Annotated in this window: 14 protein-coding genes; 6 read left to right on the top strand and 8 right to left on the bottom strand. The window is 36.8% G+C overall.

From position 1 onward, the window contains the following. Window positions 1-10: 10 nt before the first annotated feature. The 4 genes from O1Q79_RS09595 to priA all read right to left on the bottom strand — a co-directional run bounded on the left by O1Q79_RS09595 (window position 11) and on the right by priA (window position 5,121). Window positions 11-1,207, bottom strand: a complete 1,197-nt coding sequence (locus O1Q79_RS09595) for an efflux RND transporter periplasmic adaptor subunit (protein ID WP_386692048.1) — start codon at window positions 1,205-1,207, stop codon at window positions 11-13. A 22-nt stretch (window positions 1,208-1,229) separates the two neighbouring features. Beyond that, window positions 1,230-1,808, bottom strand: coding sequence for a TetR/AcrR family transcriptional regulator (locus tag O1Q79_RS09590; protein WP_386692047.1), 579 nt, complete (start codon window positions 1,806-1,808; stop codon window positions 1,230-1,232). 200 nt (window positions 1,809-2,008) lie between these two features. Beyond that, window positions 2,009-2,827 carry a cell division protein FtsN gene (gene ftsN / locus O1Q79_RS09585; protein ID WP_386692045.1) on the bottom strand — a complete coding sequence of 273 codons (819 nt, stop codon included), beginning with the start codon at window positions 2,825-2,827 and terminating at the stop codon, window positions 2,009-2,011. A gap of 89 nt (window positions 2,828-2,916) precedes the next feature. After that, a complete protein-coding gene (gene priA / locus O1Q79_RS09580; RefSeq protein WP_386692043.1) occupies window positions 2,917-5,121 on the bottom strand; it encodes a primosomal protein N' in 2,205 nt (734 codons plus the stop codon). Between the two features lie 204 nt (window positions 5,122-5,325). Here priA and rpmE point away from each other — a divergent pair, with 204 nt between their 5' ends. Beyond that, window positions 5,326-5,538, top strand: coding sequence for a 50S ribosomal protein L31 (gene rpmE, locus O1Q79_RS09575; RefSeq protein WP_386692041.1), 213 nt, complete (start codon window positions 5,326-5,328; stop codon window positions 5,536-5,538). A gap of 56 nt (window positions 5,539-5,594) precedes the next feature. Here the strand turns inward: rpmE and O1Q79_RS09570 are convergent, their stop codons facing one another. Further along, window positions 5,595-6,503, bottom strand: coding sequence for an Rpn family recombination-promoting nuclease/putative transposase (locus O1Q79_RS09570; RefSeq protein WP_386692039.1), 909 nt, complete (start codon window positions 6,501-6,503; stop codon window positions 5,595-5,597). 124 nt (window positions 6,504-6,627) lie between these two features. Between O1Q79_RS09570 and O1Q79_RS09565 the strand changes: the two genes are divergently transcribed. Beyond that, the gene (locus O1Q79_RS09565) at window positions 6,628-6,831 is read left to right on the top strand and encodes a type II toxin-antitoxin system RelE/ParE family toxin (protein WP_386692037.1); all 204 of its coding nucleotides are present in this window, start codon (window positions 6,628-6,630) and stop codon (window positions 6,829-6,831) included. Between the two features lie 214 nt (window positions 6,832-7,045). Here the strand turns inward: O1Q79_RS09565 and O1Q79_RS09560 are convergent, their stop codons facing one another. Then, complete coding sequence (locus O1Q79_RS09560; protein ID WP_386692035.1) at window positions 7,046-8,077, bottom strand: hypothetical protein; 1,032 nt, start codon at window positions 8,075-8,077, stop codon at window positions 7,046-7,048. Between the two features lie 157 nt (window positions 8,078-8,234). Between O1Q79_RS09560 and O1Q79_RS09555 the strand changes: the two genes are divergently transcribed. The 3 genes from O1Q79_RS09555 to O1Q79_RS09545 are packed head-to-tail and all read left to right on the top strand — an operon-like array spanning window position 8,235 to window position 11,159. After that, window positions 8,235-9,266, top strand: a complete 1,032-nt coding sequence (locus O1Q79_RS09555; protein ID WP_386692033.1) for a glycosyltransferase family 4 protein — start codon at window positions 8,235-8,237, stop codon at window positions 9,264-9,266. Continuing rightward, window positions 9,263-10,264 carry a hypothetical protein gene (locus tag O1Q79_RS09550; RefSeq protein ID WP_386692031.1) on the top strand — a complete coding sequence of 334 codons (1,002 nt, stop codon included), beginning with the start codon at window positions 9,263-9,265 and terminating at the stop codon, window positions 10,262-10,264. The genes O1Q79_RS09555 and O1Q79_RS09550 overlap by 4 nt, the downstream gene beginning before the upstream one ends. A gap of 16 nt (window positions 10,265-10,280) precedes the next feature. Further along, a complete protein-coding gene (locus O1Q79_RS09545) occupies window positions 10,281-11,159 on the top strand; it encodes a hypothetical protein (protein WP_386692029.1) in 879 nt (292 codons plus the stop codon). Between the two features lie 26 nt (window positions 11,160-11,185). On the opposite strand, the gene O1Q79_RS09540 is transcribed toward O1Q79_RS09545, so the two are convergent. Continuing rightward, window positions 11,186-11,947 carry a M48 family metallopeptidase gene (locus O1Q79_RS09540; protein ID WP_386692027.1) on the bottom strand — a complete coding sequence of 254 codons (762 nt, stop codon included), beginning with the start codon at window positions 11,945-11,947 and terminating at the stop codon, window positions 11,186-11,188. A gap of 65 nt (window positions 11,948-12,012) precedes the next feature. Further along, on the bottom strand, window positions 12,013-12,540 hold the full coding sequence (gene ppa, locus O1Q79_RS09535; RefSeq protein ID WP_386688443.1) for an inorganic diphosphatase: 528 nt from the start codon (window positions 12,538-12,540) through the stop codon (window positions 12,013-12,015). Between the two features lie 122 nt (window positions 12,541-12,662). Here ppa and O1Q79_RS09530 point away from each other — a divergent pair, with 122 nt between their 5' ends. Then, window positions 12,663-13,424 carry a glycosyltransferase family 2 protein gene (locus O1Q79_RS09530; protein WP_386692025.1) on the top strand — a complete coding sequence of 254 codons (762 nt, stop codon included), beginning with the start codon at window positions 12,663-12,665 and terminating at the stop codon, window positions 13,422-13,424. Window positions 13,425-13,531 lie beyond the last annotated feature (107 nt).

The raw sequence follows: 13,531 nt of genomic DNA, 5'->3' as shown, positions 1-13,531 counted from the left end.
CACCCTTAAATTACAAATTTGTTTTGTCCGCAGGTTGCTCTGTACCCACGCCATCTTTATCCTTAACAACAACCAAACTGCCGTTGCTAATACGTTGGAAACCACCTGTTACGATTTTATCGCCAATATTTAAATCACCCTTGTTAATTTGTGCGTAAATACCTTGACGATCCTTGGTTTTCACCGTGACTTGTTTGACACGGTAGGTTTTATCTAATGTTTCGCTATCAGCTAATTTTTGTTTATCGTCATCGCTTAAGGGTTGTAATACATACGCAAATTCACCGTACATATTGTAGCTCACCGCCACTTGTGGAATCACGACTTGACCATATTGAGTCGGTAAGGCAATATTCAAACGAGTAAACATACCTGAAAGCAATTTCTGACTATCATTCGGCTCAAATGTCGCTTGCACATCGACTAATCCAGTCGATGAACTGATGCCTGCATCAATGGCTGTTACACGAGCAGCAAAGGTTTCACCTAAACGAGCATCTGCGGTTGCCGTCACTTTTTGACCGACTTTAATATACTCTAATAATTTTTGTGAAACCGCAAAATCTACTTTCATAGATGAGGTATCTTCAACCCTCACGATCTCTGTGGCAACCGTGATATATTGACCCTCATTGACTTTCACAATCCCCAATTTACCTGCAAAAGGTGCCACAATTTTACGACGTTCAACAGCTGCTTTTAATGAATTAATGGTGGCGACCGCTTGATCATAGCTGGCTTTCGCATTATCAAATTCAGTTTGAGAAACAGATTGTGTTTTCAATAAGTTAGCATAACGTTGGTAAGTTAAGCGAAGGGCAGGTAATTGTGCTTCTGTGGCACGTAAGGTCGCCACTTCTACATCATTATCTAACTCAACTAGCACATCACCTTTATTCACGGTTTGACCCGATTTCACTAAAATATGCTTCACTGTACCAGAGGCTTCCGCACTTAACATTGCCCCTTGATTTGGACGAACAAGACCTGTCGAGGTAATCACTGGTGTCCACTCTTTAGCTGCCACTTCCATGGCAGTAACAGGGCTGACTGATTCAGGCATATTAGCAATCGCACTGGCAATCATTTTATTTTTAAAAATATTCATACCAATTACGCCAACAAAAATAATGACCGCCACAGTAAGACCGACTTTCAATAAGAAAGTATGACTACGTTTGGGTTTATTTGTTTGAATTTGGGTCATAAAAAACTCCGTAAATAATTAACTAAATTTCTTTTTGAATAGAACGCCAGGTTCTTTCAATAATAATGTCTAAGGTATCGTCAGAAAGTTTCTCTTTGGCACAAGAATCTATATTTCTAAATGACAAATTCACCGCACTTTCTAAACTAATAAAAAACAACACATCGGTGGGTAAATCACATATCACTCCCGCCTGTTTTGCTTTCATACAAAAATTTGTCCATAGGTTTTGTTTATTCAATTCCTGACAAATTTCATTAAATTTTGGTAACGCTCTATACTGGTGCATATTCGCCACTACCATTTGATTTTTTAACAAATGCGACCAAATATTTTTCCACATTTGTCGATATTGCTCAAAAAAAGGCTTGGTTTCATCAAAATTTCGTGCGATTTCTCGTTGAAAATTGGAAAACACTCGCCTTGCAAATTGCTCTAACAATTCTTCTTTACTTTTAAAATAAATATAAATTGTGCCGGCAGATATTTTGGCTTCTTTAGCAATTTTATGCATCGATAAGTAAGGCAGACCATATTCCGCCATTAACTTTTCTGTTGCGATAAAAATTTGCTCTGCCATATCTGGTTCAGAATTTTGCATAAAAACCACTTTATTTGGCTAAAAAACAAACAAACCAGTAAATTTTACTGATTTGCCAAATCTGATCATTACTCCAATGAATGAACGTTCGTTCATTTTAATGATTTTTAAGATTTACGCAAGAAAAAAGTGCGGTGCAAATAATAAAAATTTTCACCGCACTTAGTTAATTAAAGGCTGTCCTAAATGGTTTCAGAAAATTACATGCCAATCACCACACAACCTGCAATAGCACTTGCCTGCTGTTGAGCAGAAACCGCCGCTGGACGATCACCAATCGGTCCAATTAAAACTCGATTCCATTTACCGCTTTCGGTAATACGTGCATTTAACCCAGCCATCGCTAAACGAGCTTGTAAACTTTCTGCTTTCGCACGATCATTAAAAGCGCCGCATTGTAAACCAAATTTTCCGGCCGATTTTGCTGCGTTTGCTTTTTTACTTTCTTCTTTTTTCTGTTCAGCAAGTTTACGTTCTTCTTCTTTTTTACGTTGATCCGCCAGTTTTTTCTGCTCTGCGACTGTACGTTCCTGCTCTGCCTTTAATTTGGCTTCATCATTCACTGCAGGCTCAGTAGCACCAACATCCGTTAGTTCAGCATCTACTACTTGAGCACCAGCATTTGGGGCCATTGTTATATTGGTCGATTCTGTCTGTTTTAGTTTTTCTAAAGCTGCCTGTCTAGCCTGTTCTTCTTCTTGCAAACGTTTCAACTCCGCTTTCTGCGTTTCACTTAATTGCACCGGTTGGCTATTCGTAATAGAACGGTTTTCTAATTCCTTAATATAAGAAAAGGTTTCTTCCAATTTACTTGGCAGTTGACTCTTATGCTTGTCTTTTTCTTCAGATACCACTGATGGCGTATTTTGCTTAACAGGTTCAGGCGCTTTTTCTTTTAATAAATAAAGACCAAGAACAAAAGCAACAATAACACCAGTTGCAATAGCTAATAACAGAGATTTCTTTGTTGATTTCTTCTTTTTTGAACCGCTACGAGCGGCGTAATCACGCTGTGCCACTATAATATTCCGATAATATTGTTAATAGATAAGTGAAATGACTAAATAGTCGCTAATTCTACTCAATTATTGTTCATTTGGCGAGGGAATTAAGACAGATCTTGTGGATCCACATCCAAATTTAACCGCACTTGCCACGATTTACTCATCTCTTGTTGAGAGAAATCCTGCAATGCTTGTTGTAAAACTACCCTATTGGTATGCTGTAATAACAACTGCCAACGATATTGATCCGCTTTCTTCGCGAAAGGGGCTGGCATCACCCCTAAAATCTGTAAGTGCGGTTGATTTTGAGCCAGTTTCCATTGTTGGAAATAATCAGCAATTTGCTGTAAACATTGCTCTGCTTCAATACTCTTACGACTTTGTGCCTTAAATAAGGCTTGCGAACTAAACGGTGGCAACCCCATAACCTGTCGCATTTGTAAAGCCTCCGCCGCAAAAGAAGCATAGCCCTCATTTAACAAACGTTGCAATAAAGGATGTTCTGGATAATGGGTTTGTAACACCACTTCACCTTGTTTTTCCGCCCGTCCTGCACGCCCTGCTACTTGCACATAAAGCTGGGCTAACCGTTCCTCCGCCCGAAAATCTAAGGAAAACAAACCGCTATCCACATTAATCAATGCGACCAATGTTACATTCGGAAAATGATGCCCCTTGGCTAACATTTGTGTACCAATTAGAATCTGGCTTTTACCTTGCTGAATATCGTTTAAATGACTCTCTAATTTACCTTTGCGAGCGGTGCTATCTCGGTCAATTCGAGTAATGCCATATTGGGGGAAACGCTGTTGTAGCGTTTGTTCTAGCTGTTCCGTTCCTTGCCCCGTAGTGACTAAATTAGTTGAACCACATTTCGCACATTGACGTGGAATCGGACGTTGCGAAGCACAATGATGGCATCGCATAACGCGTTGATTTTGATGATAAGTTAATGGTTTATCACAATGCTGACAATCCGCTATCCAACCACATTCATGGCATAATAATACGGGTGCAAAACCACGCCGATTTAAAAATAACAGCACCTGATTGCCCTTTTGCAAATGCTCTTCCATTTTCTTTAATAATGCCACCGACAATCCATTGACTACATTTTGCTTTTTTAAATCAATTAATTGACATTCAACCATAGTAGCATTACCTGCCCGTTTAGATAATAAAATATGCTGATATTTACCTAAATTAACATTATTTAAACTTTCTAAACTTGGCGTTGCTGATCCCATTAACACGGGAATATCCAACTGTTTCGCATACACCACCGCCAAATCTCGAGCATGGTAACGCCAGCCGTCTTGCTGTTTGAAAGAACTATCATGTTCTTCATCTAAAATAATCAGCCCTAAATCAGCAAATTGCGTGAACAACGCCGATCTTGTACCAATGACCACCGCACTTTGCCCCGTTTTCGCTCGTTGCCACACATTCAAACGTTGCGTATCGTTTAAATTCGAATGCAATACATCTATTTGCACATTAAAACGAGATTGAAACCGTTGCACCGTTTGTGGCGTTAAGCCAATTTCAGGTACTAACACTAAAACTTGCTTACCTTTTTTCAGGATTTCTTCGATCAGTTGTAAATAAATTTCAGTCTTACCCGAACCTGTCACGCCATCTAACAAAAATGCCGCAAACCCTTGTTGAAACAGCACCTGAGTAAACGCTAACGCCTGTTGTTTATTTAAACTTAAACGATTTTCTGCTTTCGCCACAGGTAAATCACCCAAGCTCTGTTGCCAACTTTTTATCTCAACAAATTGCTCAATTTCTTCGACAAATTGTTTTTCTTTTAAGGCTGACCAAATGGCGGAATTAAATTCATTATTGCCTTTTTCTAACGGAGATTGACTTAATGCTTGCAAGGCAGCAATCTGTTTCTTCGCTTGTTTAAGTCCACCAGATAAAAGTGCTTGCTCACCAAGTGCGGTGATTTTCCACAAAATTTTCGATTTTTGCACCGCACTTTCGCCTGAGCGTAATTTAACAGGTAAGGCAGAAAACAGCACATCTCCCAAGGGTGCATGATAATAACGGCTTGCCCAAGTGAGTAATACCCAACTTTGTGGCGTAAAAATAGATCGCTCATCTATCACAGCTAACACTGATTTTAACTGTTCCAAAGGCAAATCACTTTGTTCTGGCAATTCCACTACAATACCGACTCGTTTTTGCGTACCAAATGGCACAAGCACCCTTGCCCCGATACAAACATTAAGATCATCAGGCAAAAGGTAATCAAAAAAACACATTAATGGCACAGCAAAAGCAATGCGAACAAATTTCATAAACAACCTTGAGAATTAAATTTGATTTATTATAACGAAAAATCCCCCTTGAATAATCCATTTTTTTCGGTATAATTTCTGCTCTTTTTCGTGCTTTCAGAATTTAAATCAAAAATTCGAAAGCGTATTATTAATCACATGTGGTGTTTGAATATTCAATTCGGATAGTTCTTATAGCGACATGGCTTCAATTTGAGGTTTTCTATGAAACAAGGTATTCACCCAGAATATAAAGAAGTGACTGCAACATGTTCTTGCGGTAATGTTATCAAAACTCGCTCAACTGTGGGCAAAGATTTAAACTTAGACGTTTGTGGCAACTGCCACCCATTCTACACTGGTAAACAACGTGTTGTTGACACTGGTGGTCGTGTAGAACGTTTCAACAAACGTTTCAGTATTCCAGGTACAAAATAATCTGTTTTTGGATTCTATTTGATAAAACTAACCCCAGTGAGAACTGGGGTTTTGTTTTACTGGCTACAAAGTTTTTTAATTTCATCAATGGGTAAATCAACTGATTTTGAAATAATCTCTAAACTCAATCCAAGATTAAGCATATTTAACGCATTTTTTCTTTGCGTTTCTTGTATTCCTTGTTGAATACCTTTCTCTATGCCCTTCTTTATGCCTTTCTCTATGCCTTTTTGCATACCTTCGGTTTCCCAATATTCACGTACGGCATACTCGTCCCATTTGCGTTTTAAACTGACATCGTACATCTGTTTTTCCCCTTTGTTTAAGTTACTGTACTCGGCAATTTGAAATAGTTTCTGGAAAACAGGCTTTTTCAAAAACGTAGGCAATTTATCCAATCTTGCCATATTTTTCAATACAAATAACCATTTGTCCAAATCACTTTCCAGTACTGTTTCAGGCTTATTGAAATTCAGTAATTCAATGTAGATAAAAGCTAGTCTATCATAAAATTTTTGCCCTGTCTTTTGATTAAAAAGGCAAATATCGTGTAGATATTCTTTACTGTCAGAAAAATGAAAACCGTCCATAATGGCGATGACATAAACTTCAGTAATAGCATAATTCCAACCATTTACACCACCTTTAGAGGCTTGATCGCTGATGAGTTTACTACCGTAATAAATGGTGCGTTCTTTAAAATAATTTTGCTTACTGCGTTGTACTTCAATAATAAATTGCGAGTCGTCCTCACTTGTACAAGTTAGGTCAAAAATCACCAACCCTTGTTCGGCAGTGTCGCCTTGTTGTTCATTTTTATTGTAAGTGAGATCTTTGATCACTTTTTTACCTTGAAAAAGTTCATTAAGAAAGTCTATAAGTAAATCTTTATTCACATCCGTACCAAAGACTCTTTTGAATCCATAGTCGGTGGTTAGATCAATATAGCGAGAAGGCGTTTTCATTGTTTTTCCTTAGCTTGTAGCCAATAATTTTCAATAAGATCTTAATATTAGTAAGATTTAAATTTCAGGCTATTTTTGTGATCTTGATTCCAAAATGAACAAAAATTTGACGCTATTGGCTAATATGGCTAAGATTGATCTATTAGCAGAAAACCCACTGACACTTCAATCTAAACAACTTACAGGCTATCCAACGCTTAGACGGATTAAATCAGGAGAATATCGTATTATTTATCAAATTAATAACGATATATTAGAAATCCTTGTTTTGCGTATTGGTAAACGCAACGATGCAGAAGTTTATCGCCAGTTAGGGTATTTGGTTTAAGCAATATTACGCAACAATTGGTATAGTAGACAAAATAGGGGATAGGCTCTAGGCTTGGTGAGGGGGATTTTCTGCCTTAAATATAAAATGCAACTAATTCCTTATTATTCGCCAAATCCACCAACACCCTATCTACCACATTCAACGCTTCACCAATTTCGTTGACATTTTTTGTAAAATTATTATTCTTTGGCGTAGTACACTTGCTTGTTCATTATTCCGTTATTCCCAAAATAGTTTTGATCCAATTTTCGAAAGAATATTTCTGCACAATTTTATTAGGTAAATCCATATAGGGTTTAGCCAAAAATGCTTGTAATTCTTCGATTTCTAGATGCTCACCATCCCAAATAAAAATATTATCTGGATGATAAAAATCATAAGTTACTATACTACGATTAGTGGTGATAAGCTTTTTACCATAATAAAGTGCTTCAAAAGTACGGAATGAAAGTCCATTGTGCCTACTATTGACAAAATCAACAAGCACAGTATTTTGTTGTACTAACTTAATATTTTCATTAAAAAAAATATTGGATTTAGAAACATTAATATTATATTCTTGATAGTAAGACTTTTGAGTATTTTTATATATTTGAATATAAAAATTCACTTGATAGCCGGAATTATTTATCATATTCAAAAAATATTTTATACTATCAATCCTATTTTCTGCATGCCCTCCTAGAAAATATAAACTTGGTGAAAGTTTATTATCTGTTATATGCTTTTTTACATCATCAAAATCAAAATAAAAATTGGTAGTTAGCGACAAATTATACTGTGGGTATTTTATTAGATCGTTACGATCAAAAATAAAGAACCGATCAAAAAACGTAATCCTTGATAAAACACTTGGAAATACATCCACACCATCCCATTGATAATTAATCATTTTATTAGATAACAGTTTTAGGTCATAAAGCAAATCAATAAGACACTCATCCCCTCTAATAAATAAAGCATAGTCAATTTTTTTACCCGTATTTTTAACATGTTTATTTAATTTATCAATAAATCGCTTATTAAGCACTCGCTCTTTATAATGCTTATCTTTCAAAAAAATTTTACGTAACTTACGAATAATAGGCACATAACAAAGATCTAATACTGATTCATATTTTGATTTATGACGGAAAATCACGTTAAATCCATAATACTTGAGATTTTTGATGATCATTTGATATAAATTATGATCTTCGGGCATTACAAGAGCAATCGTTTTACCTTTACCAAATTGTTTCATATAAAAATATCTCTCGGTATCATTCTGACGAAAACCACCCTATGTGGTTAGATGCTTGCACAAATCACCATAACGTACTAATATTAGGCATCTATAAAATTGTCTTTCATTCTACTAGATACCAATATTTCACTCAATCTTTTTTAAGAGATACACAATGACCATTTCGCTTGCAATGATCAAATTTAAACAAGGTGGCGGTATTGAACGTTATGCCTTGGATCTTATCGCTGGTTTTCATCAAGCTGGTATCAAACCTGTGGTGTATGCCATTTCTTTCGATGAAAAGCTCAAACAATACCCATGGATTAAACCCCAAAAAGTTGCTCTTTCTTGGTGTCCAAAATTTCTACGTAAACAATGCTTTGCTCGCACCATTAAAAATGCCCCAGAAACTACCCTATCTATTACGCAAATTGTGGGGACCGATCTGCTGATTTGTGGTGGACAGCACAAAGGCTACATCAATGCGTTAAATAAAATCCCAACCCTATTAGATCGCTTGAAAATCCGTAACGAGCAGAAAGCCTATCAATCTGCTAAAACCATTGTTGCTCATTCACAACTCATGAAAAACGAATTGATGGCATTTTATGACGTGCCAAGTGAGAAAATTCAGGTGATTTATCCGCCCATTGATGATCAAAAATTCTCACCAGTGACAAATGAAGTGCGGTCAAAATTACGTCAGAACTTTCATTTTGCGGAACATGACATCATCTATTTGTTTCCGTCCACAGGACATAAACGCAAAGGCTTTGATTTACTCCGAGCCTATTTTGATACTCAATTAAAAGGCAGCCATTGTAAACTGGTGGTAGCCGGTACACCCGTGGAAGAAAGCGAAAATGTGGTGTCGCTAGGTTTCCGCGACAATATGCCCGATTTATATCGGGCAGCGGATTTTACTATTATGGCATCCCAATATGAACCCTTTGGATTGGTCGGGATTGAGTCTATTTTATGTGGCACGCCGATTATTTTCTCGCAAAATATGGCTTGTACAGAAGTATTAAAGGGGCAATTTGGTTATTTGTTTGATCGAGAAAACACCGACTCATTACATCAAGCCATGCAGTTATCCTTAAGTAATCCACAGCGAATTGATGACCCATTGTCAGTGTTACAGTATAATCCAAGTTTAAACCATCATATTGAGAAAATTTTATCTTTGGTGACATCACAATGACACAAAAAACCATTATTCTCGTTGCCCCTTATTTGTACGGTTTGGATCAATGTATTGAAAAGAACTTGATCCATCTCGGTTTCAATGTCATCAACTTGTGCTACAACGTCAATAAGACCCACTACCCTAATGTATGGAGCCGAGTTCGTTTATTGTATGAAAAATATATTCACAAAGACGATGAATATCGCAAACAACTCAAATTTCTTCCCTTTGAACAGGATTTTGAAGATAAATTGGCTCAACTAAAAACAAACAAGGCTGATTATGCCCTTTGTATTCGAGCCAATACCCTACCTAAAAATATTATTCAGAAAATCAAAGCCCATTCTGATTATTGCGTAAATTACCAATGGGACGGCATTGATTTATTTCCCGATATTTTAGAATACCAACCTTTTTTTGATGATTTCTTTGTGTTTGATAAAAAAGATGAAGAAAAATACGGTTTCAAATCGATCACCAATTTCTATTTTGATTTTCCACTCCAAGCAGATAATGCAGGCATGCAAGAAAATCATAAATTGTATTTTTTAGGTGGTTATAACCCGTTAAGAAATGACGATATTTTGCAATTTCTACAAACTAGTAAGCACTTAAATATTGACTTAGATTTTTATATGGTGTGTAAAGATGATCGTGCCAAGAATACTTTTGGTGAAGGGGAAATGACTTATCTCACCAGTAATAACGCCCTTAGCTTTGAACAAAATCTTGCCAAAGTAAAAGCCTCATCTGTGGTGGTAGATTTTGTTACGCCAATGCACTCGGGGCTTTCTTTTCGAAGTTTTGATGCCTTATGTTTTAATAAAAAACTTATTACTACCAATGCAGCCATCAAAAAATATGATTTCTACCATAAAAATAATATTCTTGTGTGGGAAAATAATTCAGATGAATTGCTAGCATTTCTAAAAATGCCTTATATTGAGATAGCACCACAAATTAAACAAAAATATTCTTTTACGCATTGGTTGAATACCGTACTTAATATGTAATTGATTAAATATAAACATGAATTTAACCTTACTCACTTTCGGCGAACGGCTTGAAAACCATTATCAAGCCTGTTTTGCCATTTTAACTTTTTTGCGAGATCCGCAAATTGAAAAAGTGATTGTCATCACCGATCGCCCAGATTTTTACCGTGTTTTTGGTGATCGTATTGAATTTATTGAAATTAACCAAACCACCTTACAGCAATGGCAAGGAAAATATCACTTCTTTTGGCGAGTGAAAATTAAGGCGTTGCAGACTGTTCAAGCCCAATATCCCGCTCAACATTTGCTCTATGTGGATAGCGATACTTTTTTAGCCACGCCATTAACGGAAATGCAACACCAGCTTAATCAGGGGCAAACATTTATGCACTTAAAAGAAGGTGTATTAAGCGAACAATCCAATCGAACTTGGCAAAAAATGCACCGCACTTTAGTAGGAAAAACCTTTGCCAATATTGAAATTAGACCTGATAGTGTGATGTGGAATGCGGGTGTGGTTGCTTTACCCGCAGAAAAGGCTCAAGCAATCCTTGCACTCGCATTACAACTCTGTGATGAAATTTGTGGTACAGATTGTGAACGTAAATTAGTGGAACAATTTTCTTTTTCTGTGGCGTTAAATCAGCATCAACCTTTACAGCCCTGCAATACAATTATCGGACATTATTGGGGCAATAAAACCGAATGGAATAATATGATTGCAGATTTTTTTGTGAATGCTCAATTAAAAAACTTATCACTACAAGATTGTATTGCATTATTAGCAGAAAAAGACTGGAATGAATTACCTTTAAGCAAGAAACAACGCAATACTAACGCTAAACTCAAGAAATTCATTGATTGGATTTTTCCAGATAAAAATATTTATTATTTTAAGCAAAAAGTGCGGTAATTTTTACCGCACTTGGTGGCATTTGGTTATTTTCTCGCATTATAAACTTTCATTGCCTCTGGCAATAAACGTTGTAAATTTTCTTGGCGAGCTTCATCACTTGGGTGAGTAGAGAATAAACTTGCTACTTTACTTGAGCCACCTTGTGCCTGCATTTTTTGCCAGAGTTTTGGGGCAGCTTGTGGGTTATAACCAGATTTTGCCATTAACATTAAGCCGATTTCGTCTGCTTCTGTTTCATTGCTACGAGAATAGGGCTTATTAGTAATTAAATCGACTGTTCCGCTGCCTAAACCTTGTAAATCAACACCAAGTGCTGCTCCTGCCCCGACTTCAACGGCTGCTCCAAGTACTGTAGTAAATACACCTAAATTACGTGATGATTTGCCATGTTCTTTTAGTGCATGAGCCATTTCATGTCCCATCACCGTTGCAATTTCATCATCGGTTAAGGATAATTTATCCACTAGTCCTGTGTAAAACATCATCTTACCACCTGGCATTGCCCAAGCATTAAGATCATCACTTTTTACTACAGCAATTTGCCAGTTAAATTTTGTACCAGTATTATTTTCTTTTTCGGCATAGGGTTGCATCACGTGGAAGACTTTTTGTACCCGTTTTGATGTGGTAGAACTGGTATCTAATATGCCTTTTTGTCTTGCTTGTGCTAAAACTTGAGCATATTGGCTCTCAGCTTGTTGGTTTATTTCCGTACTGGTTGCACAGCTCACTAAAACTGCAACCGAAAAACAGGTCGCAAATATTTTCTTTTGGCGTTTTAACATCTGATTTCCCCTAATGTCACAAAAAAATACCGCCTTACCAAAATAAGACGGCATCACTGAGTTAATTATTTTTTCGCACGCTCAAATGAGTCTAAAATTTCTTGACGAGCTTCGTTTACATCGCCCCAGCCTTCCACTTTTACCCATTTACCAGCTTCTAATGCTTTATAGCTTTCAAAGAAATGCTGAATTTGAGCTTTTAATAACGCAGGTAAATCGCCCACATCTTTAATGTGATCGTATTCTTTGCTTAATTTAGTATGCGGAACTGCGACCACTTTCGCATCACCACCCGCTTCATCTGTCATTTTTAACACGCCCACTGGACGGCAACGAATCACGGAACCTGGTTGTAATGGATATGGCGTTGGCACTAACACATCAACAGGATCGCCATCTGAAGATAAAGTATGGTTTACATAACCATAGTTAGCTGGATAGAACATTGCGGTTGCCATAAAACGGTCAACAAATAATGTGCCAGTTTCTTTATCAACTTCGTATTTAATTGGATCTGAATTAGCAGGGATTTCAATCACGACATAAATATCATCTGGTAATTCTTTGCCTGCTGGTACACTTTCTAAGCCCATGTTAATCTTCCTTTTGTCAATTAATGTGAATAAACAATTTGATTATAGCGATATTTAGTTGGTTTTGCTACAAAGTGCGGTTAGAATAATGAAAATTTTTTATCCTACAAAATGAGAATATTATGCCAACCATCAGCGTTGCAATGATTGTGAAAAATGAAAGCCAAGATTTGGCGGAATGCTTAGACACCGTAAAAGATTGGGCAAATGAAATCGTGATTTTAGACAGCGGTAGCACCGATAATACCGAACAAATCGCTCAATCTTACGGGGCAAAATTTTATCAAAATACTGATTGGCAAGGCTTTGGCAAACAACGTCAGCTCGCTCAACAATATGTCACCAGTGATTATGTATTATGGCTGGATGCCGATGAACGTGTTACCACCGAATTAGCACAATCTATTCAAACTGCGGTGCAAAAGAATGCCGAAAATACGGTGTATCAACTTAACCGTTTAAGTACAGTTTTCGGACGTGAAATCCGTCATTCTGGTTGGTATCCTGATTATGTAGTACGTTTGTATAAAACCGATTATGCAAAATACGGCGATGAACTGGTTCACGAACGAGTACATTATCCAAATAGTACAAAGGTTGAAAAACTAACAGGCAATTTAGCTCATTTTACTTATAAAAATATTCATCATTATTTAGAGAAATCCGCTGCTTATGCCAAAGCTTGGGCAGAACAACGTCAGGCACAAGGCAAAACAGCCAGTCTTTTTGATGGTGTTACGCATGCGGTAGGTTGCTTTGTGAAAATGTATTTACTGAAAGCGGGATTTTTAGATGGTAAACAGGGATTTTTATTGGCGGTGTTATCCGCTCATTCTACTTTTGTGAAGTATGCGGATTTATGGGTGAGAACGCAAGTGAGATAATACTTCCCACAAATTACTTTTCTTAAAAAATGGAGAAAGTATTATTTTTTGGGAGCTTCAACACTTTTTAGCAAACTATAAGCAAATGCACAGACACCAACCGCTAT

It is taken from the genome of Lonepinella sp. MS14434 (genome assembly GCF_042468235.1).
Taxonomy (GTDB): domain Bacteria; phylum Pseudomonadota; class Gammaproteobacteria; order Enterobacterales; family Pasteurellaceae; genus Lonepinella.
This window is presented reverse-complemented; position numbering and strand designations above follow the sequence as displayed.

Coding starts and splice junctions, on each gene's coding strand:
- rpmE (WP_386692041.1), top strand. CDS start 5,326: ATGAAACAAGGTATTCACCCAGAATATAAAGAAGTGACTGCAACATGT.
- O1Q79_RS09565 (WP_386692037.1), top strand. CDS start 6,628: ATGGCTAAGATTGATCTATTAGCAGAAAACCCACTGACACTTCAATCT.
- priA (WP_386692043.1), bottom strand. CDS start 5,121: ATGAAATTTGTTCGCATTGCTTTTGCTGTGCCATTAATGTGTTTTTTT.
- ppa (WP_386688443.1), bottom strand. CDS start 12,540: ATGGGCTTAGAAAGTGTACCAGCAGGCAAAGAATTACCAGATGATATT.
- O1Q79_RS09530 (WP_386692025.1), top strand. CDS start 12,663: ATGCCAACCATCAGCGTTGCAATGATTGTGAAAAATGAAAGCCAAGAT.
- O1Q79_RS09550 (WP_386692031.1), top strand. CDS start 9,263: ATGACACAAAAAACCATTATTCTCGTTGCCCCTTATTTGTACGGTTTG.
- O1Q79_RS09595 (WP_386692048.1), bottom strand. CDS start 1,207: ATGACCCAAATTCAAACAAATAAACCCAAACGTAGTCATACTTTCTTA.
- O1Q79_RS09545 (WP_386692029.1), top strand. CDS start 10,281: ATGAATTTAACCTTACTCACTTTCGGCGAACGGCTTGAAAACCATTAT.
- O1Q79_RS09540 (WP_386692027.1), bottom strand. CDS start 11,947: ATGTTAAAACGCCAAAAGAAAATATTTGCGACCTGTTTTTCGGTTGCA.
- O1Q79_RS09555 (WP_386692033.1), top strand. CDS start 8,235: ATGACCATTTCGCTTGCAATGATCAAATTTAAACAAGGTGGCGGTATT.
- O1Q79_RS09560 (WP_386692035.1), bottom strand. CDS start 8,077: ATGAAACAATTTGGTAAAGGTAAAACGATTGCTCTTGTAATGCCCGAA.
- O1Q79_RS09570 (WP_386692039.1), bottom strand. CDS start 6,503: ATGAAAACGCCTTCTCGCTATATTGATCTAACCACCGACTATGGATTC.
- O1Q79_RS09590 (WP_386692047.1), bottom strand. CDS start 1,808: ATGCAAAATTCTGAACCAGATATGGCAGAGCAAATTTTTATCGCAACA.